The organism is Pseudomonas sp. UME65 (genome assembly GCF_014170225.1).
GTDB classification, from domain to species: Bacteria; Pseudomonadota; Gammaproteobacteria; order Pseudomonadales; family Pseudomonadaceae; genus Aquipseudomonas; species Aquipseudomonas protegens.
The window spans coordinates 669,742-692,000 of sequence record NZ_LZZQ01000013.1 but is presented as its reverse complement, the minus strand read 5'-3'; the positions used below and the strand labels follow the sequence as shown (position 1 = coordinate 692,000).

22 protein-coding genes and 1 pseudogene are annotated in these 22,259 nt (G+C 63.1%); 17 read left to right on the top strand and 6 right to left on the bottom strand.

The annotated features are described in order from the left end of the window. Positions 1-9 precede the first annotated feature (9 nt). The 4 genes and pseudogenes from coaBC (at position 10) to argB (ending at position 4,268) form a co-directional block, all read left to right on the top strand. Positions 10-1,218, top strand: a complete 1,209-nt coding sequence (coaBC, locus tag A9971_RS18000) for a bifunctional phosphopantothenoylcysteine decarboxylase/phosphopantothenate--cysteine ligase CoaBC (RefSeq protein ID WP_011064222.1) — start codon at positions 10-12, stop codon at positions 1,216-1,218. Between the two features lie 5 nt (positions 1,219-1,223). Then, positions 1,224-1,679, top strand: coding sequence for a dUTP diphosphatase (gene dut / locus A9971_RS17995; RefSeq protein WP_041120387.1), 456 nt, complete (start codon positions 1,224-1,226; stop codon positions 1,677-1,679). 258 nt (positions 1,680-1,937) lie between these two features. After that, positions 1,938-3,338, top strand: a pseudogene (locus A9971_RS17990) (phosphomannomutase/phosphoglucomutase); the annotation flags it as partial. A gap of 24 nt (positions 3,339-3,362) precedes the next feature. Then, a complete protein-coding gene (gene argB / locus A9971_RS17985; protein ID WP_011064225.1) occupies positions 3,363-4,268 on the top strand; it encodes an acetylglutamate kinase in 906 nt (301 codons plus the stop codon). 152 nt (positions 4,269-4,420) lie between these two features. Here argB and pyrE read toward each other — a convergent pair whose 3' ends face one another. Then, positions 4,421-5,065 (bottom strand): orotate phosphoribosyltransferase, encoded by a 645-nt coding sequence (pyrE, locus tag A9971_RS17980; protein ID WP_011064226.1) that lies wholly within the window; start codon positions 5,063-5,065, stop codon positions 4,421-4,423. A gap of 81 nt (positions 5,066-5,146) precedes the next feature. On the opposite strand from pyrE, the gene A9971_RS17975 reads away from it, so the two are divergent. Further along, complete coding sequence (locus tag A9971_RS17975) at positions 5,147-5,926, top strand: exodeoxyribonuclease III (RefSeq protein WP_011064227.1); 780 nt, start codon at positions 5,147-5,149, stop codon at positions 5,924-5,926. 61 nt (positions 5,927-5,987) lie between these two features. On the opposite strand, the gene A9971_RS17970 is transcribed toward A9971_RS17975, so the two are convergent. Then, positions 5,988-6,356 carry a DUF4870 domain-containing protein gene (locus A9971_RS17970; protein ID WP_011064228.1) on the bottom strand — a complete coding sequence of 123 codons (369 nt, stop codon included), beginning with the start codon at positions 6,354-6,356 and terminating at the stop codon, positions 5,988-5,990. Between the two features lie 30 nt (positions 6,357-6,386). Further along, a complete protein-coding gene (rph, locus tag A9971_RS17965) occupies positions 6,387-7,109 on the bottom strand; it encodes a ribonuclease PH (protein WP_011064229.1) in 723 nt (240 codons plus the stop codon). Between the two features lie 272 nt (positions 7,110-7,381). On the opposite strand from rph, the gene A9971_RS17960 reads away from it, so the two are divergent. The 6 genes from A9971_RS17960 to A9971_RS17935 all read left to right on the top strand — a co-directional run bounded on the left by A9971_RS17960 (position 7,382) and on the right by A9971_RS17935 (position 12,672). Next, positions 7,382-8,245, top strand: a complete 864-nt coding sequence (locus tag A9971_RS17960) for a YicC/YloC family endoribonuclease (RefSeq protein ID WP_015637471.1) — start codon at positions 7,382-7,384, stop codon at positions 8,243-8,245. A 10-nt stretch (positions 8,246-8,255) separates the two neighbouring features. Next, positions 8,256-8,876: a guanylate kinase gene (gene gmk, locus A9971_RS17955; protein ID WP_011064231.1), complete on the top strand. Its 621-nt coding sequence runs from the start codon at positions 8,256-8,258 to the stop codon at positions 8,874-8,876. Between the two features lie 168 nt (positions 8,877-9,044). Continuing rightward, positions 9,045-9,308, top strand: a complete 264-nt coding sequence (gene rpoZ, locus A9971_RS17950; RefSeq protein ID WP_007921129.1) for a DNA-directed RNA polymerase subunit omega — start codon at positions 9,045-9,047, stop codon at positions 9,306-9,308. Positions 9,309-9,365: 57 nt separating this feature from the next. Continuing rightward, the gene (gene spoT / locus A9971_RS17945) at positions 9,366-11,471 is read left to right on the top strand and encodes a bifunctional GTP diphosphokinase/guanosine-3',5'-bis pyrophosphate 3'-pyrophosphohydrolase (protein ID WP_011064232.1); all 2,106 of its coding nucleotides are present in this window, start codon (positions 9,366-9,368) and stop codon (positions 11,469-11,471) included. A gap of 24 nt (positions 11,472-11,495) precedes the next feature. Next, positions 11,496-11,876, top strand: a complete 381-nt coding sequence (locus A9971_RS17940; RefSeq protein WP_007921133.1) for a RidA family protein — start codon at positions 11,496-11,498, stop codon at positions 11,874-11,876. 55 nt (positions 11,877-11,931) lie between these two features. Beyond that, positions 11,932-12,672: a hypothetical protein gene (locus A9971_RS17935; RefSeq protein ID WP_011064233.1), complete on the top strand. Its 741-nt coding sequence runs from the start codon at positions 11,932-11,934 to the stop codon at positions 12,670-12,672. 121 nt (positions 12,673-12,793) lie between these two features. Here the strand turns inward: A9971_RS17935 and A9971_RS17930 are convergent, their stop codons facing one another. Then, on the bottom strand, positions 12,794-13,651 hold the full coding sequence (locus A9971_RS17930; RefSeq protein WP_183001232.1) for an SDR family oxidoreductase: 858 nt from the start codon (positions 13,649-13,651) through the stop codon (positions 12,794-12,796). Between the two features lie 190 nt (positions 13,652-13,841). Here A9971_RS17930 and exbB point away from each other — a divergent pair, with 190 nt between their 5' ends. From exbB to A9971_RS17900, 6 genes are all read left to right on the top strand, one after another. Continuing rightward, on the top strand, positions 13,842-14,846 hold the full coding sequence (gene exbB / locus A9971_RS17925) for a tonB-system energizer ExbB (protein ID WP_015637473.1): 1,005 nt from the start codon (positions 13,842-13,844) through the stop codon (positions 14,844-14,846). Positions 14,847-14,852: 6 nt separating this feature from the next. Next, positions 14,853-15,281 carry a TonB system transport protein ExbD gene (exbD, locus tag A9971_RS17920; RefSeq protein ID WP_011064236.1) on the top strand — a complete coding sequence of 143 codons (429 nt, stop codon included), beginning with the start codon at positions 14,853-14,855 and terminating at the stop codon, positions 15,279-15,281. Then, on the top strand, positions 15,278-16,030 hold the full coding sequence (locus tag A9971_RS17915; RefSeq protein WP_183001233.1) for an energy transducer TonB: 753 nt from the start codon (positions 15,278-15,280) through the stop codon (positions 16,028-16,030). Before exbD ends, A9971_RS17915 begins: the two co-directional genes overlap by 4 nt. A 148-nt stretch (positions 16,031-16,178) precedes the next feature. Next, positions 16,179-17,099, top strand: coding sequence for a hydrogen peroxide-inducible genes activator (locus tag A9971_RS17910; protein ID WP_011064238.1), 921 nt, complete (start codon positions 16,179-16,181; stop codon positions 17,097-17,099). A 9-nt stretch (positions 17,100-17,108) separates the two neighbouring features. Continuing rightward, positions 17,109-19,184 carry an ATP-dependent DNA helicase RecG gene (gene recG / locus A9971_RS17905; protein WP_015637474.1) on the top strand — a complete coding sequence of 692 codons (2,076 nt, stop codon included), beginning with the start codon at positions 17,109-17,111 and terminating at the stop codon, positions 19,182-19,184. A 79-nt stretch (positions 19,185-19,263) separates the two neighbouring features. Beyond that, positions 19,264-20,664, top strand: coding sequence for an aminoacyl-tRNA deacylase and HDOD domain-containing protein (locus tag A9971_RS17900; protein ID WP_011064240.1), 1,401 nt, complete (start codon positions 19,264-19,266; stop codon positions 20,662-20,664). Between the two features lie 58 nt (positions 20,665-20,722). Here the strand turns inward: A9971_RS17900 and A9971_RS17895 are convergent, their stop codons facing one another. Continuing rightward, the gene (locus A9971_RS17895) at positions 20,723-21,106 is read right to left on the bottom strand and encodes a hypothetical protein (protein WP_015637475.1); all 384 of its coding nucleotides are present in this window, start codon (positions 21,104-21,106) and stop codon (positions 20,723-20,725) included. Between the two features lie 140 nt (positions 21,107-21,246). After that, positions 21,247-22,176, bottom strand: a complete 930-nt coding sequence (tagQ, locus tag A9971_RS17890) for a type VI secretion system-associated lipoprotein TagQ (RefSeq protein ID WP_011064242.1) — start codon at positions 22,174-22,176, stop codon at positions 21,247-21,249. Positions 22,177-22,259: the final 83 nt, after the last annotated feature.

Genomic DNA, 22,259 nt, shown 5'->3' with positions numbered 1-22,259 from the left:
GACAGGCCTATGCAGCGGCTGTATCGGAAACGCATCGTGCTCGGCGTCGGCGGCGGCATTGCCGCCTACAAGAGCGCGGAGCTGGTTCGCCGACTCCTCGACCAGGGCGCCGAAGTGCGCGTGGTCATGACCCGGGGCGGCAGTGAATTCATTACCCCGCTGACCATGCAAGCGCTCTCCGGGCACCCGGTCCACCTCGACCTGCTGGACCCGGCTGCCGAAGCCGCCATGGGCCATATCGAGCTGGCCAAGTGGGCCGACCTGGTGCTGATCGCGCCGGCCACCGCGGACCTGATTGCCCGCCTGGCCCAGGGCATTGCCGACGATCTGCTGACCACCCTGGTGCTGGCCACCGATGCCATCGTCGCCATCGCCCCGGCGATGAATCAGGCCATGTGGCGCGACCCTGCCACCCAAGCCAACACCCAACTGCTGCAAAGCCGTGGCCTGAAGGTCTTCGGCCCGGCTTCCGGCAGCCAGGCCTGTGGCGATGTCGGCCTGGGCCGCATGCTGGAGGCCAACGACCTGGCCCAGTGCGCCGCCGATTGCTTCCAGCATCTGGCGCTGACCGGCAAGCACCTGCTGATTACCGCCGGGCCGACCCAGGAAAACATCGACCCGGTACGCTACATCACCAACCATAGCTCAGGAAAAATGGGCTTCGCCCTGGCCGAGGCCGCGGTTGAAGCCGGTGCCCGGGTGACCCTGATCACTGGGCCGGTACACCTGCCAACCCCCGATAGAGTCACGCGGATCGACGTTGTCAGCGCCCGGGACATGCTCGCGGCCTGTGAGTCGGCGATCCCATGCGACGTTTTCATCGCCTCTGCGGCGGTCGCGGACTACCGGCCGGAAGTCGTCGCCCCACAGAAATTAAAGAAAGACCCTACGAAAGGTGACGGCCTGTTGCTGCAGATGGTGCGCAACCCGGACATCCTGGCCACCATTGCCAGCCGTCCGGATCGGCCTTTCAGTGTCGGTTTCGCCGCAGAAACCGAAAACTTGCTCGACTACGCTGCACGCAAATTGAAGGACAAGAACCTCGACCTGATCGTCGCCAACGACGTTGCCAACCCGAGCATTGGCTTCAACAGCGAGGAAAACGCCTGCAGCGTGATTGACCGGGAGTTGCACGCAACTCTCTTCGCCCAGACCAGCAAGGGCAAGATTGCCCGCCAACTGATCTCTTTTATCGCCGAACGGCTGAACCAGGTTTAACTCGCATGCACGCTTTACAAGCCAAGATCCTCGACCCACGCATCGGCAACGAATTCCCTCTGCCGCAGTACGCCACGCCGGGCTCCGCCGGCCTCGACCTGCGAGCCATGCTCAAGGAAGACACCCTTCTGCAGCCAGGCCAGACGCTGCTGATCCCTACCGGGCTGTCGGTCTACATTGGCGACCCGGGCCTGGCGGCGCTGATCCTGCCGCGCTCCGGCCTGGGCCATAAGCACGGCATCGTGCTGGGCAACCTGGTGGGCCTGATCGACTCGGACTACCAGGGCGAACTGATGGTGTCCTGCTGGAACCGTGGCCAGACCGCCTTCAACATCGCCGTCGGCGAGCGCATCGCCCAACTGGTGCTGGTGCCTGTGGTCCAGGCGCATTTCGAAGTGGTCGAAGCCTTTGATGAAAGCCAGCGTGGCGCAGGTGGCTTCGGCCACTCCGGCAGCCACTGATCTGCCTCTCGGAGTGGGCAGCCTGCCTGCTCCGCCCCCTTGCGAGAGCAATCAAGGACCGAGGGCCAGCATTTTTTTGCAGGGTGCCTGGCCCCCGCCAGGCCGGGCTGCTGACCGGTTCCGGAGGGGACGGAGCCCGTCAGATGGCACTTTCGCAGTACGAACTCTATGCTGAAAACGCCGTCATACCCTTCAGTTTGAGCCTGCCGGCCTGTCCTCCCACGGCCGTACTGCACCCCTTCAGATGGAGCACCCTCAGTGATGAGCAACGCAGCTAAAGTCGCCCCGAAATTCCCCGACAGCATCTTCCGCGCCTACGACATCCGCGGCGTTGTCCCGCAAACCCTGACTGCTGAAACCGCCTACTGGATCGGCCGCGCCATCGGCTCCCAGAGCCTGGCCCAGGGTGAGCCGAACGTCTCCGTGGGCCGCGATGGCCGCCTGTCCGGGCCGGAACTGGTGGCGCAACTGATCCAGGGCCTGCACGACAGCGGCTGCCACGTCAGCGACGTCGGCCTGGTGCCGACCCCGGCCCTGTATTACGCGGCCAACGTACTGGCCGGCAAGTCCGGCGTAATGCTCACCGGCAGCCACAACCCCTCGAACTACAACGGTTTCAAGATCGTCATCGCCGGCGACACCCTGGCCAATGAACAGATCCAGGCCCTGCACGAGCGCCTCAAGAGCAACAACCTGAGCAGCGCCCAGGGCAGCGTCACCCAGGTCGACATCCTGCCGCGCTACGCCGAGGAGATCATCCGTGACGTCAAGCTGGCCCGCCGCCTGAAAGTCGTGGTGGATTGCGGCAACGGCGCCGCCGGGGTGATTGCCCCACAGTTGATCGAAGCCCTGAACTGCGAAGTGATCCCGCTGTTCTGCGAAGTGGACGGCAACTTCCCCAACCACCACCCGGATCCGGGCAAGCCCGAGAACCTCGAGGACCTGATTGCCAAGGTCAAGGAAACCGGCGCCGACCTGGGCCTGGCCTTCGACGGCGACGGCGATCGTGTCGGTGTGGTGACCAACACCGGCAGCATCGTCTTCCCCGACCGCCTGCTGATGCTGTTCGCCAAGGACGTGGTGGCGCGCAACCCGGATGCGGAGATCATCTTCGACGTCAAATGCACCCGACGCCTGATTCCGCTGATCAAGGAATATGGCGGTCGCCCGCTAATGTGGAAGACCGGTCACTCGTTGATCAAAAAGAAAATGAAGCAGACCGGCGCTCTTCTGGCCGGCGAAATGAGCGGCCATGTGTTCTTCAAGGAACGCTGGTTCGGCTTCGACGACGGCATTTATAGCGCCGCACGGTTGCTGGAGATCCTCAGCAAGGAAAAATCCACCGCGGAAGAGCTGTTCGCCACCTTCCCGAACGATATTTCTACGCCGGAAATCAATATCCATGTGACCGAAGAGAGCAAATTCAGCATCATTGACGCCCTGCACGACGCGCAGTGGGGTGCAGGCGCCGACCTGACCACCATTGACGGGGTGCGGGTCGACTATGCCAAGGGCTGGGGCCTGGTTCGCGCCTCCAACACCACCCCTGTGCTGGTGCTGCGCTTCGAGGCTGATGATGCAGCCGAACTGCAGCGCATCAAGGATGTGTTCCACACCCAGCTGAAACGTGTTGCACCTGATCTCCAACTACCGTTTTGATTGTTTGAAGCACCGGAGCCCTGAATGACCATCGAACGCGATGCCGCCGCCAATACCGCCAAGGTCCTATCCGAAGCGCTGCCTTATATTCGCCGCTATGTCGGCAAGACCCTGGTGATCAAGTACGGCGGCAACGCTATGGAAAGCGAGGAGCTGAAAACCGGCTTCGCCCGCGACATCGTGCTGATGAAGGCTGTCGGGATCAACCCGGTGGTGGTGCACGGTGGCGGCCCGCAGATCGGTGACCTGCTCAAGCGCCTTTCCATTGAAAGCCACTTCGTCGATGGCATGCGCGTGACCGATGCGCAAACCATGGACGTGGTGGAGATGGTCCTCGGTGGCCAGGTCAACAAGGACATCGTCAACCTGATCAACCGTCACGGCGGCAGCGCCATCGGCCTGACCGGCAAGGATGCCGAGCTGATCCGGGCGAAAAAACTCACCGTGACCCGCCAGACGCCGGAAATGACCACCCCGGAAATCATCGATATCGGCCATGTGGGCGAAGTGGTCGGGATCAACACCGACCTGCTGAACCTGCTGGTCAAGGGTGATTTCATCCCGGTGATTGCACCGATCGGGGTCGGCGCCAACGGCGAGTCCTACAACATCAACGCCGATCTGGTGGCTGGCAAGGTGGCCGAAGCATTGAAAGCCGAAAAGCTGATGCTGCTGACCAACATCGCCGGCCTGATGGACAAGTCGGGCAAGGTCCTCACCGGCCTGAGCACCCAGCAGGTCGACGAGCTGATCGCCGACGGCACCATCTACGGCGGCATGCTGCCGAAAATCCGCTGCGCGCTGGAAGCCGTGCAAGGCGGGGTCGGCAGTTCGCTGATCATCGACGGTCGCGTGCCCAACGCGATCCTGCTGGAGATCTTCACCGATACGGGTGTCGGCACCCTGATCAGCAACCGCAAGCGTCCTTAAGCACCAGGCACAAAAAAAGCCCCCGCCCGGGATCCCGGGCGGGGGCTTTTTTATCGACGCAATCTTTGTGGGAGCCGGCTTGCCGGCGAAGGCACTCACGCGGGCAACTCAAGGCCCAAAGGCCTCTTCGCCGGCAAGCCGGCTCCTACAGGTCAGATTCCGTACTGCGCGCGGTAGGCTTCCACCGCCGGCAGATGCTGCTTGAGCGCCGGATCATCCGCCAGGAACTGCAGGACCTGGGTCAGGGAGACAATGCTCACCACCGGAATGCCGAAGTCACGCTCGACCTCCTGGATCGCCGACAACTCGCCGTTGCCGCGTTCCTGACGGTTCAAGGCGATCAGCACCCCGGCCGCTTTGGCGCCGTCCTGGGACTCGATGATCTGCATCACTTCGCGGATCGCCGTGCCGGCGGTGATCACGTCGTCGATGATCAGCACATCGCCGGTCAAGGGAGCCCCCACCAGGCTGCCGCCTTCGCCGTGAGCCTTGGCTTCCTTGCGGTTGAAGCACCAGGGCAGATCGCGCTGGTGATGCTCGGCAAGCGCCACCGCAGTGGCCGCCGCCAGAGGAATGCCTTTATAGGCCGGGCCAAACAGCACATCGAAGGGAATGCCGCTTTCGACGATTGCCGCGGCGTAGAAACGCCCCAGCTGGGCCAGCGCCGAACCGCTGTTGAACAGGCCGGCATTGAAGAAGTAAGGGCTGGTGCGCCCGGACTTCAGGGTGAACTCACCGAAGCGCAAAACCCCGCGATCGATGGCAAAACGAATGAAATCGCGCTGATACGCCTGCATGAAAAAACCCCAGATACCACGGATTTAGCTAATTAGGTAGAGCTCGGGTATCATACACGCACGTGATTTTTGGGGCCATTTATGCGGATCATCAGTGTGAACGTCAATGGTATTCAGGCTGCAGTGGAGCGTGGTTTGCTCAGTTGGCTGCAGGCACAGAATGCCGACGTCATCTGCCTGCAGGACACCCGCGCCTCTGCCTTTGAACTGGACGACCCAGCCTTCCAACTGGATGGCTACTTCCTTTATGCCTGCGATGCCGAAGTCCCTGCCCAAGGCGGTGTGGCTTTGTATTCGCGGTTGCAGCCGAAGGCGGTCATCAGCGGCCTCGGCTTCGAGACAGCCGATCGTTACGGGCGCTACCTGCAAGCCGATTTCGACAAGGTCAGCATCGCGACCTTGCTGCTTCCATCAGGGCAGAACGGCGATGAAGACTTGAACCAGAAGTTCAAGCTAATGGACGATTTCGCCCGTTATCTGGATAAACAGCGGCGCAAACGTCGCGAGTACATTTATTGTGGCTCGCTGTACGTGGCGCAACAGAAGCTGGATATCAAGAACTGGCGCGACAGCCAGCAATCTCCGGGCTTCCTGGCACCTGAGCGTGCCTGGATGGACGAGATCATTGGCAACATGGGTTATGTCGACGCATTGCGTGAAGTCAGCCGTGAAGGCGACCAGTACAGCTGGTGGCCGGACAACGAACAGGCCGAGATGCTGAACCTGGGCTGGCGTTTCGACTACCAGTTGCTGACTCCCGGCCTGCGTCGCTTTGTCCGCAGCGCTCGCCTGCCGCGCCAGCCACGCTTCTCGCAGCACGCACCGCTGATCGTGGACTATGACTGGACGCTGACCATCTAAGCGTCCTTTCACCGCCACAAAAAAGCCGACATCGCTGTCGGCTTTTTTGTGCTTGCTCGAGCTACTTGATCAGGCGCCAGGTGAAGGGGTAGCGATAAGGCACCCCTTCGCCAGCCTTGACTCCGCCGATGATGGTCAGCACCAGGGCTCCGATCGCCAGCAGGCCGAACATGAAGAACCCGATCACCACGATCATCAACAGGAAGCACACCGCCGACGCAATGGCGACGGTCAGCTGGAAGTTCAGTGCTTCCTTGCCCTGGGCATCGATAAAGGGATCGGTTTCGCGCTTCATCTGCCAGAGAATCAACGGTCCGATCAGTGTGCCGAAAGGAACCCAGATCCCCAGCAAGGCGGACAGGTGACAAAACATCGCCCATTGCCGGACTTCGTGACTCGGCGTAGGCAGCGGCAGTTGTTCATCACTCATGGTGCTCTCCTTGCTGAAGACCTGCGCCCATCAATCGGCGAGCGCGGCTTGCTGCAGTTGGAAAATTTCGTTCATGCCTTGCTGGGCCAGGGCCAGCATCGCATTCAGTTCAGCCGGCTGGAACGGCGCACCTTCGGCAGTGCCCTGCACTTCGATGAAACCACCGGTGCTGGTCATCACAACGTTGAGGTCGGTTTCGGCAGCCGAGTCTTCCAGATAATCCAGGTCCAGGACCGGTTCGCCCTGGTACATGCCGACGGATACCGCGGCAATCATCTGCTTCAGCGGATCGCCGCCTTTCAGGCCACCGCGCTTCTTGATCACTTTCAAGGCGTCGACCAGGGCCACCATGGCGCCAGTGATCGATGCGGTACGAGTACCGCCGTCGGCCTGGATCACGTCGCAATCGACATACAGGGTGACGTCGCCCAGCTTGGACATGTCCAGTGCGGCGCGCAGCGAACGGCCGATCAGGCGCTGGATCTCCAGGGTCCGACCGCCCTGCTTGCCACGGCTGGCTTCGCGCTGGTTACGCTCGCCGGTAGCCCGCGGCAGCATGCCGTACTCGGCAGTCAGCCAACCCTGGCCCTGGCCCTTGAGGAAGCGCGGCACACCGTTCTCGACGCTGACCGTGCAGATCACTTTGGTATCACCGAACTCGACCAGTACAGATCCCTCGGCGTGTTTGGTGTAGTTGCGGGTGATGCGGATCGAGCGGAGCTGATCGGCGGCGCGACCACTTGGACGTTTCATAGGGGAACACCTGTACGGGGACGGAAAACTGCCGAGCATTATAAAGCCCGCAACCGCGCCAGGGCACGCCTAAAAAGGTCAAAGGAGCATTTACACCGCGGATGAGTCCTGTTGCGACGAGCTGCAATGCATTGGCAGCACCAGGGTTTGGGGGCTCCGACCGCACTGCGCTACAATCCTGCGCCTTCGCAGCCTGTCGGCTTCAATTCATCTTTATCAGGCCCGCCCAACCCCCTCACGGTTGGTGCCGGCGCTGAATCGGAGGTACCTCCATGGTGCACAGCATGACCGCCTTCGCCCGGGTAGAACGGGCAGGCACTCAGGGCACCCTGAGCTGGGAACTGCGCTCGGTCAACAGCCGCTACCTGGAGCCGCACCTGCGTTTGCCGGAAGCCTTTCGCGACCTTGAAGGCGCGGTCCGCGAAGCCCTGCGCCAGGGCCTGTCCCGCGGCAAGGTCGAGTGCACCTTGCGCTTCATCGAGGAAACCGCCGGCAAACCGCTGCAGGTGGATCGCGAGCGCGCCGCGCAACTGGTCGCTGCCGCCGAGTCCGTCGCCAGCTTGATCAAGCAGCCGGCCGCGCTCAACCCGCTGGAAGTCCTGGCCTGGCCGGGTGTACTGGTGGCCGACGCTACTGACCCGCAAGCCTTGAACAGTGACGCCCTGGCCCTGTTCAACCAGGGCTTGAAGGAACTGAAGAATGGCCGCGAACGGGAAGGCGCCGAACTGGCCAGGCTGATCGACGAACGCCTGTCCTCCATCGAGGAAGACGTGGCGACCCTGCGTGAACTGGTCCCGCAGATGCTCGCGACCCAGCGCCAGAAGATCCTCGACCGCTTCGCCGACATGCAGGCTGAGCTGGATCCGACCCGTCTCGAACAGGAGATGGTGCTGCTGGCACAGAAAAGCGACGTCGCCGAAGAACTGGACCGCCTGAGCACCCACATCATTGAAGTACGTCGCGTGCTCAAGTCCGGCGGCGCGGCCGGGCGGCGCCTGGACTTCCTGATGCAGGAACTCAACCGCGAAGCCAACACACTGGGCTCCAAGGCCTTCGACCCGCGCAGCACCCAAGCTGCGGTCAACCTCAAGGTGTTGATCGAGCAGATGCGCGAACAAGTGCAGAATATTGAGTAAGGCAACTGACATGACCCACAGCACCGGCACCCTGTACATCATTTCCGCGCCGTCGGGCGCGGGCAAGAGCAGCCTGGTCAAGGCCCTGACCGACGCCAAACCGGAGATTCGCGTCTCGGTCTCCCACACCACCCGTGCCATGCGCCCCGGTGAGGTGGACGGCGTGAACTATCACTTCGTCTCCCGCGAGACGTTCGTGAAGATGGGTGAGCACGGGGACTTCCTGGAGCGCGCCGAAGTGTTCGGCAACCTCTACGGAACCTCGCAAAGCCACCTGCAGCAAACCCTGGACGCAGGCCACGACCTGATTCTGGAAATCGACTGGCAAGGCGCGGAACAAGTACGCAAGCTGATGCCCCAGGCCCGTTCGATCTTCATCCTGCCACCGTCCTTGCAAGCCCTGCACCAGCGCCTGACCAACCGTGGGCAGGACAGTGACGAGGTCATCGACGGGCGGATGCGCGAAGCCGTCAGCGAAATGAGCCACTACGTCGACTACGACTATCTGATCATCAACGACGATTTCGCCCACGCGCTGGGCGACCTGAAGGCGATTTTCCGCGCCAATCAGTTGCAACAGAAACGCCAGCAGCAGCGTTTCGGCAAATTGCTGGCTGAACTCCTGGGTTAAAACAGCACTTCCCAAAACCGCTGCAAGCGCTTTACATTGGCACTTGCAGCGCGTTGAAGGGCTTGGTTAAAAAATCAGCGCTTCCCTTAACGCTGGTGATTTTTTAAACTGTTGAGTCCGCTCGCCCATCCGGGCAGCGCGCATATTGCATTTGCTACGAGGAAGACCATGGCCCGCGTAACCGTTGAAGACTGCCTAGAACACGTGGATAACCGCTTTGAGCTGGTCATGCTCTCTACCAAGCGTGCCCGTCAACTGGCCACCGGCGGCAAAGAGCCGAAAGTAGCATGGGAAAACGACAAGCCTACCGTTGTCGCCCTGCGCGAAATCGCTGAAGGCCTGATCGACTACGCAGCCATCGCCGAAGCCGAAATCGTTGAAGATGAGCCGCTTTTCGCTGCTTTCGAGGACGAGTCCAACGAGGCCGTCTGAGCCTATGCCTGGTCGACGTAGCACGGCGCGGGATCACAGCTTACGGCAGGAGACATCATGCCGAGCATAGACGCCCTCGCCGATCGCTTATCGACCTATCTCGGCACGGACCAGGTCAATCTGGTCCGCCGAGCGTATTTCTACGCCGAACAAGCCCATGACGGTCAACGCCGTCGCAGCGGCGAGGCGTACGTCACGCACCCACTCGCGGTAGCGAACATTCTTGCCGACATGCACATGGACCATCAGAGCCTGATGGCCGCGATGCTGCATGACGTCATCGAAGACACCGGCATCGCCAAGGAAGCGCTCAGCGCGCAGTTCGGCGAAACCGTGGCCGAATTGGTGGATGGGGTCAGCAAACTGACCCAGATGAACTTCGAAACCAAGGCCGAAGCCCAAGCGGAAAACTTCCAGAAGATGGCCATGGCCATGGCCCGTGACATTCGCGTGATCCTGGTCAAGCTGGCCGACCGCCTGCACAACATGCGCACCCTGGAAGTACTTTCCGGCGAGAAGCGTCGGCGGATCGCCAAGGAAACCCTGGAGATCTACGCCCCCATCGCCAACCGCCTGGGCATGCACGCCATCCGCATCGAATTCGAAGACCTGGGCTTCAAGGCGATGCACCCGATGCGTTCCGCGCGGATCTACCAGGCGGTCAAGCGCGCCCGGGGCAACCGCAAGGAAATCGTCAACAAGATCGAGGAATCCCTCAGCCACTGCCTGGCCATCGACGGCATCCAGGGCGAGGTCAGCGGTCGCCAGAAGCACCTGTACGGCATCTACAAGAAGATGCGCGGCAAGCGTCGAGCCTTCAACGAGATCATGGACGTTTATGCGTTCCGCATCATCGTCGACAAGGTAGACACCTGCTATCGCGTACTCGGCGCTGTACATAATTTGTACAAGCCGCTGCCGGGACGCTTCAAGGACTACATCGCCATTCCCAAGGCCAACGGCTATCAGTCGCTGCATACCACGCTGTTCGGCATGCACGGAGTACCGATCGAGATCCAGATTCGTACCCGGGAAATGGAAGAAATGGCCAATAACGGCATCGCCGCCCACTGGCTGTACAAATCCAGTGGCGACGAACAGCCCAAAGGCACTCACGCCCGCGCCCGCCAATGGGTCAAGGGCGTGCTGGAAATGCAGCAACGCGCCGGCAACTCCCTGGAATTCATCGAGAGCGTGAAGATCGACCTGTTCCCGGACGAGGTCTACGTGTTCACGCCCAAAGGCCGGATCATGGAGCTGCCCAAAGGCTCCACCGCGGTGGACTTCGCCTACGCGGTACACACCGACGTCGGCAACAGCTGCATCGCCTGCCGGATCAATCGTCGCCTGGCGCCGCTGTCCGAACCCCTGCAAAGCGGTTCCACAGTGGAAATCGTCAGCGCCCCGGGCGCGCGCCCGAACCCGGCCTGGCTGAATTTCGTGGTCACCGGCAAGGCCCGCACCCATATCCGCCATGCTCTCAAGCTGCAGCGCCGCTCCGAGTCCATCAGCCTCGGCGAACGCTTGCTGAACAAGGTGCTCAACGGCTTCGACAGCTCCCTGGAAAAGGTCCCGGCCGAACGCATCCAGGCGATTCTCCAGGAATACCGCCTGGAACTGATCGAAGACCTGCTGGAAGACATCGGCCTGGGCAACCGCATGGCCTACGTTGTGGCGCGCCGCCTGCTGGGCGAAGGCGAACAGCTGCCAAGCCCGGAAGGCCCGCTGGCAATCCGCGGCACCGAAGGCCTGGTGCTGAGCTACGCCAAGTGCTGTACGCCGATCCCGGGCGATCCGATCGTCGGCCACCTGTCCGCCGGCAAGGGGATGGTGGTGCACCTGGACAACTGCCGCAATATCAGCGAAATCCGCCATAACCCGGAAAAGTGCATCCAGCTCTCCTGGGCCAAGGATGTCACCGGCGAATTCAACGTCGAACTGCGCGTAGAACTGGAACACCAACGCGGCCTGATCGCGCTGCTGGCCAGCAGCGTCAACGCCGCCGACGGCAACATCGAGAAAATCAGCATGGACGAACGCGATGGTCGCATCAGCGTGGTCCAACTGGTGGTCAGCGTGCACGACCGCGTACACCTGGCCCGCGTGATCAAGAAACTGCGCGCCCTGACCGGGGTCATCCGCATCACCCGCATGCGTGCGTAGCCCGTCCATTACAAGGAGTCATTCATGACCAAGACTGTTATCACCAGCGACAAGGCACCTGCTGCTATCGGCACCTACTCCCAGGCGATCAAGGCTGGCAACACCGTCTACATGTCCGGCCAGATCCCTCTGGACCCCAAGACCATGGAGCTGGTGGAAGGCTTCGAAGCCCAGACCGTCCAGGTGTTCGAAAACCTCAAGTCGGTAGCCGAGGCCGCTGGCGGTTCGTTCAAGGACATCGTCAAGCTGAACATCTTCCTCACCGACCTGAGCCACTTCGCCAAGGTCAACGAGATCATGGGCAAGTATTTCCAACAGCCTTACCCAGCCCGCGCCGCCATTGGCGTGGCCGCCCTGCCAAAGGGTGCACAGGTTGAAATGGATGCCATTCTGGTCATCGAGTAACACCCGCGGCGCAGCCCTCAAGGCTGCGCCGTTTTCGTTCTGAAAGGATTTCGTCATGCGCCAAGCGCTAGCTGTTTCGCTGCTCGCCGTACTGCTCGGCGGTTGTGCCAGCGACCCCGCCAAAAACGATGTGGGCGGCATCTGGATCAATCAGGTAGCGATCGACGCAGCCTCCAAGGGCGGCCCTTTGCGTGAAGCCCTCCAGGCCTACGGCCCGAACCTGGAATGGGAGCTCAATACCAAGGCTGGCCAGGCCCGCTACACCAACGGTTTCGAAACCGTCGAAGGCAAGATCATCGGCGACGGTTCCAGCACTGCAAAAGTCGAGTTCTATGGCAGCGCCGCCACCGACTTGAAGCGCAACGGCAAGCAACTGCTGCAAGTGGCCAACGACAATGAGCCCGAGCAGGTCTTCGACCGCCCCAAAGACCCCGCCCCCGAAGGCGCGCCGCTAGGCGCCAACTTCGAGCGCGCCTTGTACTCGGCGTATCTGGGTGGCAAGTGGAAGATCGTCAACGGGCCGGGCCTGGGCAACGAAGTGCAGTTCCAGGCAAACGGCGCCGTCCAGGGCCTGCCGGGCGCCGATCGCTACGCCTTGTGCCTGGCTGGCGACTGCGCCTCGATGAGCGGCGGCAACGATAGCATCTGGCTGCAGCTCAACGGCCAGGGCAACTCCTGGATCTTCGTGCGCAAGGATCAACAGCTGGAGATCTTCCAGGCGGTGAATACCGCCCTGGCGGATGAAGTGCCCTCGCTGACGCCGGGCAGCCAGCAGTGGTTGCTGGAAAAGCAGTAACTACCCTGTAGCCGCTGCCGCAGGCTGCGACAAGGTCCACCGGACCTTCGGCCTGTCGGCAGCGACGCCCTCGGGAAGCCGGTCGCAGCCTTCGACCGCGACCCCAAGCGGCTCGGGCAACTTAGCCCTGCGTCGTCAGAATCGCAGCATAACCTTCGCGATAACTCGGATAGCGCGGCACCCAGCCCAGCGCCCTGGCCCGGGCATTGCTGCAACGCTTGCTGCCGGTACGACGCACGCTGGCATCGTCCGCCCATTCGGTGACGCCCAGGTAATCGCGCAGCCAGTCGACGACCTCCGCCAGAGGCGCGGGCGCATCGTCCACGCCGATATAGCAATCATCCAGCGCCGTGCCACTGCGGTCCGCCTTGATCAGGAACGCCAGCAGGCCCGCGGCATCGTCCGCGTGAATACGGTTGCCGTACAACGGCGGCTCGATCGCCACGCGATAACCCCGGCGCACCTGGGTCAGCAGCCACTCGCGACCCGGGCCATAGATGCCGGTCAAGCGCACCACAGTGGCGGGAATACCGCTGCCCAGAGCCACCTGCTCGGCTTCCAGCATCATGCGTCCGGAGTAGGCCTGGGCCTCGGCCACGGAAGTCTCGTCGACCCACTCACCGTCCTTCTGCTCATAAACGCTGCTGCTGGAGACAAACAGCAAACGCTTGGGCGCCTGGCCGCGCTGCTTGAGCCAGCCCAGTACATGCTGCAGACCATCGACATAAGCCGCGCGATATCCGGCTTCGTCATGCTCGGTGGCCGCCGCGCAATACACCAGATAGTCCGGCGCCTTCTGCGGCCATTGCCCGGGGCATTGCTCGCTGAACAGGTCACCTGCAATGCCCACCACCCCCTGTGGCAAGCGCGATACGTTGCGACGCAGGCCGTAAACCTGCCATTGCTCGGCCAGCAGTTGAGTCGCCAGGCGACTACCGACATCACCGCAACCGGCGATCAATACAGAGGGGGAGGACATCAGAAAACTCCTTTGGGAAAGGTCAAGACTAGCCCTCGCACTGGACGAACGGCTAGCAATCAAGGAAAAAAAGATACTCTATTACTTCTGTTAACAAGAATTACTTGCAATAATAACCGCCCATTTTGTTCTCGGCCCTGCGAGGCCTAGAAGGACATTTCACCCTTTTCTCCTCTCAGGTCCGGCCAGCATGACAAGCAACCAACTCTCCGTCTCGCCAACCAAACGCCCAAGCCCGCTGCGCGCCATGAGCGCGGTTGCAGCGCTGTTGTGCAGCCTGCTGCTGGCACCGACCGCAGCCTTTGCCGACCAGCACGCCCCAGCCACCGCCGCAGCCCCTGCCGCGACCGCTCCAGCCGCTGAACATACGGCCACCGACCCGACCGCTCCAGCCGCAGCCCCAGTGGCCGGCGAGCCAGTCCAGGCCGAAGGCCAGCCCGCTATCGGCGAAGACGCTCCTGAAGTCCTGGAGGCCGACAACACCCTGGGCATGGCCCATGACCTGTCGCCGTGGGGCATGTACCAGAACGCCGACATCATCGTGAAACTGGTGATGATCGGCCTGGCCATCGCCTCGATCATCACCTGGACCATCTGGATCGCCAAAGGCTTCGAGCTGATGGGTGCCAAGCGCCGCCTGCGCACTGAAATCGCCGCACTGAAAAAGGCCACCACCCTCAAGGAAGCCAGCGCCACCGCCACCAAGGAGGGCACCCTGGCCAACCTGCTGGTGCACGACGCCCTGGAAGAGATGCGCCTATCGGCCAACAGCCGCGAGAAGGAAGGCATCAAGGAGCGCGTCAGCTTCCGCCTGGAGCGCCTGGTAGCTGCCTGCGGCCGCAACATGAGCAGCGGCACCGGCGTGCTGGCCACCATCGGTTCCACCGCGCCGTTCGTCGGCCTGTTCGGCACCGTGTGGGGCATCATGAACAGCTTCATCGGCATCGCCAAAACCCAGACCACCAACCTTGCCGTGGTTGCCCCGGGTATCGCCGAAGCCCTGCTGGCCACCGCCCTGGGCCTGGTTGCCGCGATTCCCGCGGTGGTGATCTACAACGTCTTCGCTCGCTCCATCACCGGCTACAAGGCCCAGGTCACCGACGCCTCGGCCGAGGTCCTGCTGCTGGTCAGCCGCGACCTGGATCACCAGCCGAACGAGCGCTCCGCACAACCGCACATGGTGAAAGTGGGGTAATCAGCCATGGGCTTGCATTTGAAAGAAGGCGCAGGCGACGACCTGGCCGAAAACCACGAGATCAACGTCACGCCGTTCATCGACGTGATGCTGGTGCTGCTGATCATCTTCATGGTGGCCGCACCGCTGGCCACTGTGGACATCAAGGTCGACCTGCCCGCCTCCAGCGCCAAACCGGCGCCGCGGCCGGAAAAACCGGTGTTCCTCAGCGTCAAGGCCGACAAGCGCCTGTTCCTCGGCGAAGACGAAGTCAAGGCTGAAACCCTTGGCGCCATCCTCGACGCCCGGACCCAGGGCAAGAAAGACACGACCATCTTCTTCCAGGCCGACAAAGGTGTGGATTACGGCGACCTGATGAGTGTGATGGACACCCTGCGCGCGGCCGGCTACCTGAAAGTCGGCCTGGTCGGACTTGAGACGGCAGCCAAGAAATGATCACGACGCGCCAAAGACTGACGCGTTACAGCGGTAGCCTGGCGGTGGTGTTGAGCGTCCATGGGTTGGCGATCCTGCTCGCCCTCAACTGGTCCAAGCCACAGCCCATGCCCATCCCCCCCCAAGCCATGGTGGTGGAATTGGCACCTGCCCCTGTGCCGCCTCCACCGGCGCCGCCGAAAGTGGTGACCCCACCACAACCGCCGGCCCCCGTGGAAGAACTGCCGTTGCCGAAACTGGCCGAAGCGCCGAAGCCGACCATCTCGGTACCCAAGCCGGTGAAGCAGAAGCCCAAGCCGCAACCGCCAAAGCCGGTGGTCAAGCCTGAGCCGCCCAAGGAAAAGCCTTCCGAGGAAAAGCCCAGCGACGCCCCGGTCACACCGGCTCCATCCAAGCAGCCCGCTCCTGCGACCCCTGGCCCGTCACCGGCCCAGGCCGCCGCCAAGGCTAACTGGCAGGGGGAATTGCAGGCGCACCTGGCCAAGTACAAGCGCTATCCGAGCGAGGCTCAGCGTCGAGGCAAGGAAGGCACCAACTCCCTGCGCTTCGTCGTCGATGCCGAAGGCAAGGTGCTGTCCTATGAGCTGGTAGGCAGATCGGGCAACGCCGATCTGGACCGGGCCACCCTGGACATGATCCGTCGTGCCCAGCCGTTGCCCAAGCCACCGGCAGACATGCTCAACAACGGCAGCGTGGAAATCACCGCCTCGTACAACTACGAGATCGACCGCAGCCGCGGCCGCCGCTGATCCACCGCAAGGGCACCTTCAAGGTGCCCTTCGCGTTTGTGCCGCCTGGAGCAGGCATTGGCGGGTGTCGCATTCCACCCTCGGTCTGATAACGTGCGTCTATCGATTGCAGCCGTTATGCTTGGCCGCAACCTCACGGACGCCCGCTATGACTCTTACAGAATTGCGCTACATCGTTACCCTCGCCCAAGAGCAGCACTTCGGCCATGCCGCCGAGCGCTGCCATGTCAGCCAGCCCACCCTGTCGGTCGGCGTGAAAAAGCTTGAAGACGAACTCGGCGTGCTGATTTTCGAGCGCAGCAAGAGCGCCGTGCGCCTGACCCCGGTGGGCGAGACCATCGTCGCCCAGGCGCAAAAGGTCCTGGAGCAGGCCCAGGGTATCCGTGAGCTGGCCCAGGCCGGCAAGAACCAGCTGACCGCACCGCTCAAGGTCGGGGCGATCTACACCGTCGGCCCCTACCTGTTCCCGCACCTGATTCCCCAGCTGCACCGGGTCGCCCCGCAGATGCCGCTGTATATAGAAGAGAACTTCACCCACGTACTGCGCGACAAACTGCGCAACGGCGAGCTGGACGCGATCATCATCGCCCTGCCGTTCAACGAGGCCGATGTCCTGACCCTGCCGCTGTACGACGAACCCTTCTATGTGCTGATGCCCAGCGGCCACCCCTGGACCAAGAAGGAAACCATCGACGCCAACCTGCTCAACGACAAGAGCCTGTTGCTGCTGGGCGAAGGCCACTGCTTCCGCGACCAGGTCCTGGAGGCCTGCCCGACCCTGACCAAGGGCAACGACGGCGCCAAGCACACCACCGTGGAATCCAGTTCCCTGGAAACCATCCGCCACATGGTCGCCTCCGGCCTGGGCATCTCCATCCTGCCGCTGTCGGCCGTGGACAGCCATCACTACGCCCCCGGGGTGATCGAAGTCCGCCCCCTGACCCCGCCCGTGCCGTTCCGCACCGTGGCCATCGCCTGGCGCGCCAGCTTCCCGCGGCCCAAGGCCATCGAGATCCTCGCCGACTCGATCCGCCTGTGCTCGGTGGCCAAGCCGCCCGCCGCGAGTTAAGCGCTCGCAATGACTGAGCTGTCGAAAGTGCCGGTCACGGCACTCAAGGGCGTCGGCGAAGCCATGGCCGAGAAGCTGGCCAAGGTCGGCCTGGAAAACCTTCAGGACGTGCTGTTCCACCTGCCCCTGCGCTACCAGGACCGCACCCGCGTGGTGCCGATCGGCGCCCTGCGCCCTGGCCAGGATGCTGTGATCGAAGGCACAGTCAGTGGCGCCGATGTGGTCATGGGCAAGCGCCGCAGCCTGCTGGTGCGCTTGCAGGACGGTACCGGCGGCCTGAGCCTGCGCTTCTACCATTTCAGCAATGCGCAGAAGGACGGACTGAAGCGCGGCACCCGTGTGCGCTGCTATGGCGAAGCCCGGCCCGGCGCCTCGGGCCTGGAGATCTACCACCCGGAATACCGTGCCATCAGCGGCGACGAGCCGCCGCCGGTGGACCAGACCCTGACACCGATCTACCCCCTGACCGAAGGCCTGACCCAGCAGCGCCTGCGCCTGCTGTGCCAACAGAGCCTGGCCCTGCTGGGCCCGCGCAGCCTGCCCGACTGGCTGCCGGAAGAGCTGGCCCGGGACTATCAGCTGGCGCCCCTGGACGATGCGATCCGCTACCTGCATCACCCGCCGGCGGACGCCGATGTCGACGAACTGGCCCTGGGGCACCACTGGGCCCAGCACCGCCTGGCGTTCGAGGAATTGCTGACCCACCAGCTGTCCCAGCAGCGTCTGCGCGACAGCCTGCGCTCACAGCGCGCCCCGGTGCTGCCATTGGCCAGGAAACTGCCGGTCAAGTACCTGAAGAACCTGGGCTTCGCTCCCACCGGCGCGCAACAGCGCGTGGGCAACGAGATCGCCTACGACCTGAGCCAGCCCGAGCCCATGCTGCGGCTGATCCAGGGCGACGTGGGCGCCGGCAAGACCGTGGTCGCCGCCCTGGCCGCCCTGCAAGCACTGGAGGCCGGCTACCAGGTGGCACTGATGGCGCCGACGGAAATCCTCGCCGAGCAGCACTTCATCACCTTCAAGCGCTGGCTCGAGCCCCTGGGCCTGGAAGTCGCCTGGCTGGCAGGCAAGCTCAAGGGCAAGGCCCGCAGCGCAGCCCTGGAACAGATTGCCGGTGGCGCACCGATGGTGGTGGGCACCCACGCGCTGTTCCAGGACGAAGTGCAGTTCAAGAACCTGGCCCTGGTGATCATCGACGAACAGCACCGCTTCGGCGTGCAGCAGCGCCTGGCCCTGCGCCAGAAAGGCGTGGGCGGCCGCCTGTGCCCGCACCAGTTGATCATGACCGCCACGCCGATCCCGCGAACGCTGGCCATGAGCGCCTACGCCGACCTGGACACCTCGATCCTCGACGAACTGCCTCCCGGTCGCACCCCGGTGAACACCGTGCTGGTGACCGACAGCCGGCGCATCGAAGTCATCGAGCGGGTACGCGCCGCCTGCGCGGAAGGGCGCCAGGCCTACTGGGTCTGCACCCTGATCGAAGAGTCCGAGGAACTGACCTGCCAGGCCGCGGAAACCACCTTCGAAGACCTTTCCAGCGCCCTCGGCGAATTGCGCGTAGGGCTGATCCACGGCCGCATGAAGGCCCCCGAGAAAGCCGCGGTGATGGCCGAGTTCAAGGCCGGCAACCTGCAACTGCTGGTGGCCACCACGGTGATCGAGGTCGGGGTCGACGTACCCAATGCCAGCCTGATGATCATCGAAAACCCCGAACGCCTGGGCCTGGCCCAGTTGCACCAGCTGCGCGGCCGGGTCGGGCGCGGCAGCGCCGCCAGCCACTGCGTGCTGCTCTACCACCCACCGCTTTCACAGATCGGTCGCCAGCGCCTGGGCATCATGCGTGAAACCAACGACGGTTTCGTCATCGCCGAAAAGGACCTGGAGCTGCGCGGCCCCGGGGAAATGCTCGGCACCCGGCAGACCGGCCTCCTGCAATTCAAGGTCGCCGACCTGATGCGCGACGCCGACCTGCTGCCGGCGGTACGCGATGCCGCCCAGGCCCTGCTGGAGCGCTGGCCGGACCATGTCAGCCCGTTGCTGGAGCGCTGGCTGCGCCACGGACAGCAATACGGCCAAGTGTGAACCAACACTCAGTTAGTGAACCCTCGCCATAACCAAGCTGGTTATACTCGTCAAATTGTAGAAAAACGGATACCAGACCATGACAGAAGTTGCCCTCGACATTGCAACCCCACACGCTCCGTCTGTTATCCGGTTGCTGCTCGGCAAGCTGGCCATCAGCTACAACGAAGTGATCGACCAGCCGGGCCTGCCGGCTGCGCGCAAGGTCCAGGCGGTACTGCTGGACGACGCGGTCGGCGCGCTGATGGTGCTGTTCCCGCAGAGCCAGTTACTGGACCTCAACCGCCTGGCCGAACTCACCGGCCGCCGCCTGACCGCCGTTTCCACCGAACGCCTGGAGCGCATGCTCGGCAAGCACAGCCTGAGCCTGCTGCCCGGCCTGCCGGCGCTCACCAGCTCACCGTGCCTGTACGAAGAAAGCCTGCTGCGCGAGCCCTGCCTGCTGATCAACTCCGGCGAGCCCGGGGTACTGCTGGAGATCACCAGCGAAGCCTTCAAGAGCATGCTCAGCAAAGCCAGCGCCGGCAACTTCGGCGAGCCCCTGAGCAGCATTCGCCCCAACCTCGACCGCCCGGACGATGACCGCGAGGAGATCTCCCAGGCGATGCAGGCCTTCACCGCGCGGCGCATCCAGCAGCGCCTGGAAGCCACCATCGAGATCCCGCCCCTGGCGGAAACCGCGCAGAAGATCATCAAGCTGCGGGTCGACCCCAACGCCACCATCGACGACATCACCGGTGTGGTGGAAACCGACCCGGCCCTGGCCGCCCAGGTGGTCAGCTGGGCCGCCTCGCCCTACTACGCCTCGCCCGGCAAGATCCGCTCGGTGGAAGACGCCATCGTCCGCGTGCTGGGCTTCGACCTGGTGATCAACCTGGCACTGGGCCTGGCCCTGGGCAAGACCCTGAGCCTGCCCAAGGACCAGCCGCAGCACGCCACGCCTTACTGGCAGCAGTCGATCTACACCGCCGCGGTAATCGAGGGCCTGACCCGCGCCATGCCCCGTGCCCAGCGCCCGGAAGCCGGCCTGACCTACCTGGCCGGCCTGCTGCACAACTTCGGCTACCTGCTGCTGGCCCACGTGTTCCCGCCGCACTTCTCGCTGATCTGCCGGCATTTGGAGGTCAACCCGCACCTGTGCCACAGCTATGTCGAACAGCACCTGCTGGGTATCAGCCGCGAACAGATCGGCGCCTGGCTGATGCGCTACTGGGACATGCCGGAAGAGCTGTGCACCGCCCTGCGCTTCCAGCACGACCCGAGCTACGACGGCGCCTATGCCGAGTACCCGAACCTGGTGTGCCTGGCCGTGCGCCTGCTGCGCAGCCGGGGCATCGGCTCCGGGCCCCACGAGGATATCCCCGACGCCCTGCTGGAACGCCTGGGCCTGACCCGGGACAAGGCGGACGACGTGGTGAGCAAGGTGCTGGAAGCCGAAGTACTGCTGCGGGAACTGGCTTCGCAGTTCAGCCAGGCCTGAGCCCATTCGCCGGCCAGCCCGCTCCTGCAGGAGGCGGCTTGCCGGCGAGGTTTCCCGGTCAAGCCTTGGGCTTGGCCTTTTTCGGTTTCAGGTACTTGGTCAGCCCCTGGAACCAGATCACCAGGGCCGGGTTGCCCTTGATCTGGATCGACTTGTCCTGAATACCGGTCATGAATGCCAACTGCTTGTTCTTCGCCTGCAGGGTGGCGAAGCCGTAGGCGGCATCCTTGAAGGCGATGGCGAATGCCGGCTCGGGATAGAACCCCGAACGGCTGGTGACGCGCTGGTCCTTGACGAAAAAATGCCGAGCAACCTTGCCGTCGAGCGTCTGCAGCTGGAACACCAGCTCCTTGTCACCCAACTGTTGCTGGAAAGCAGGATTGTTGCGGCTGGCTTTGCCCATCAACAGGCCAAGCACCCAGAGAAGAAAACGGAATTTCATGCACGGCGCCTCAGTGGAATTATTGGATGGCCGGCGCAGTTTAACCTGTAACTCGAAGAGCGCCAGCCGATCTGTTCGATTGCTCGGAGATCGGCTGGCGTTCAACGCTTATCGCGACATCTTGTCAGACAATCGCCAACTCAGACGTTAGGGCAAGGCACCGGTGCCCAGTCACCCAGGTCCGGGTTCTTGCACATGCTGTTGACCTGGGTCTGGCCGGTGGTCGCGACCTTGTTGCTCTCGGCCTGCTTGATCTTGGCATCCTGGATCGACCTCTCGGTGCTCACCGCTTCCTGAGGCACGGTCGGCAGCTTGGGCTGCTTGACCTTCTGTGGCTGTTTTCTCTTGCCACCGGTGGTCACCGTGGTGGTATCGGCAGTGGCGACTTTCACCACGTCGGTACGCTGCACGCCCACTTGCTGCAGATCCTGCTCGTAGGCCTGGTTGTACTTGCTCAGGTCTTCGCTGGCACGGCCGTTCACCGCGGTGATCAGGTCGTTGGACTCCTTCAGGCCGCTGACGATTTCCGCCAGGCGCTTGCGCCCTTCCACGTCATTGATGGTGTTGGCCTTGCGGGAGCTGATCAGGCTGTCGAAGGCGCGCTGGTAGCAGGTCTGGGAAGCGCGGGCATAGGCCGTGCTGCGGTCGATGTCGGCCGCGCTCTTGTTGACGTCGGCAGCGTAGGATGCGATGCGCTGGTTGTCGTCGGCGATCTGCTTCTGGCGCTCGGTGTAGTAACCGGCTGCGCCACCGGCCAGGGCACCGCCTGCGGCACCGATGGCGGCGTTGCGGCCACGGTGGTCGCCGTCACCGGTCAGGGCACCGAGCAAAGCGCCGCCGGCAGCGCCCAGGGCAGCACCGGTGACCACCGACTTGGTCATGTCCGAATCCGTGGCGCGCAGGTGCTGTACCGGCTCGTAGCAGCTCGGGTAGTACTCGACCTTGGTGGTCGAGGCGACCTTGGACACCGGAGAGGTCGCGCAACCGGTCAATACGGTGCTGAACCCGGCGGCAACCAACAGCAGGTGACGCTTGGACGTTGAAGCAAATGGGTTGCGGGAAAAAAGCATGTTCGTGATCTCGATTAAGTTTGACCAACTCGGCGCGACGCAATGTCGTCCGAGATCCTCCAGGCTCGACAGACAGCGGCCGG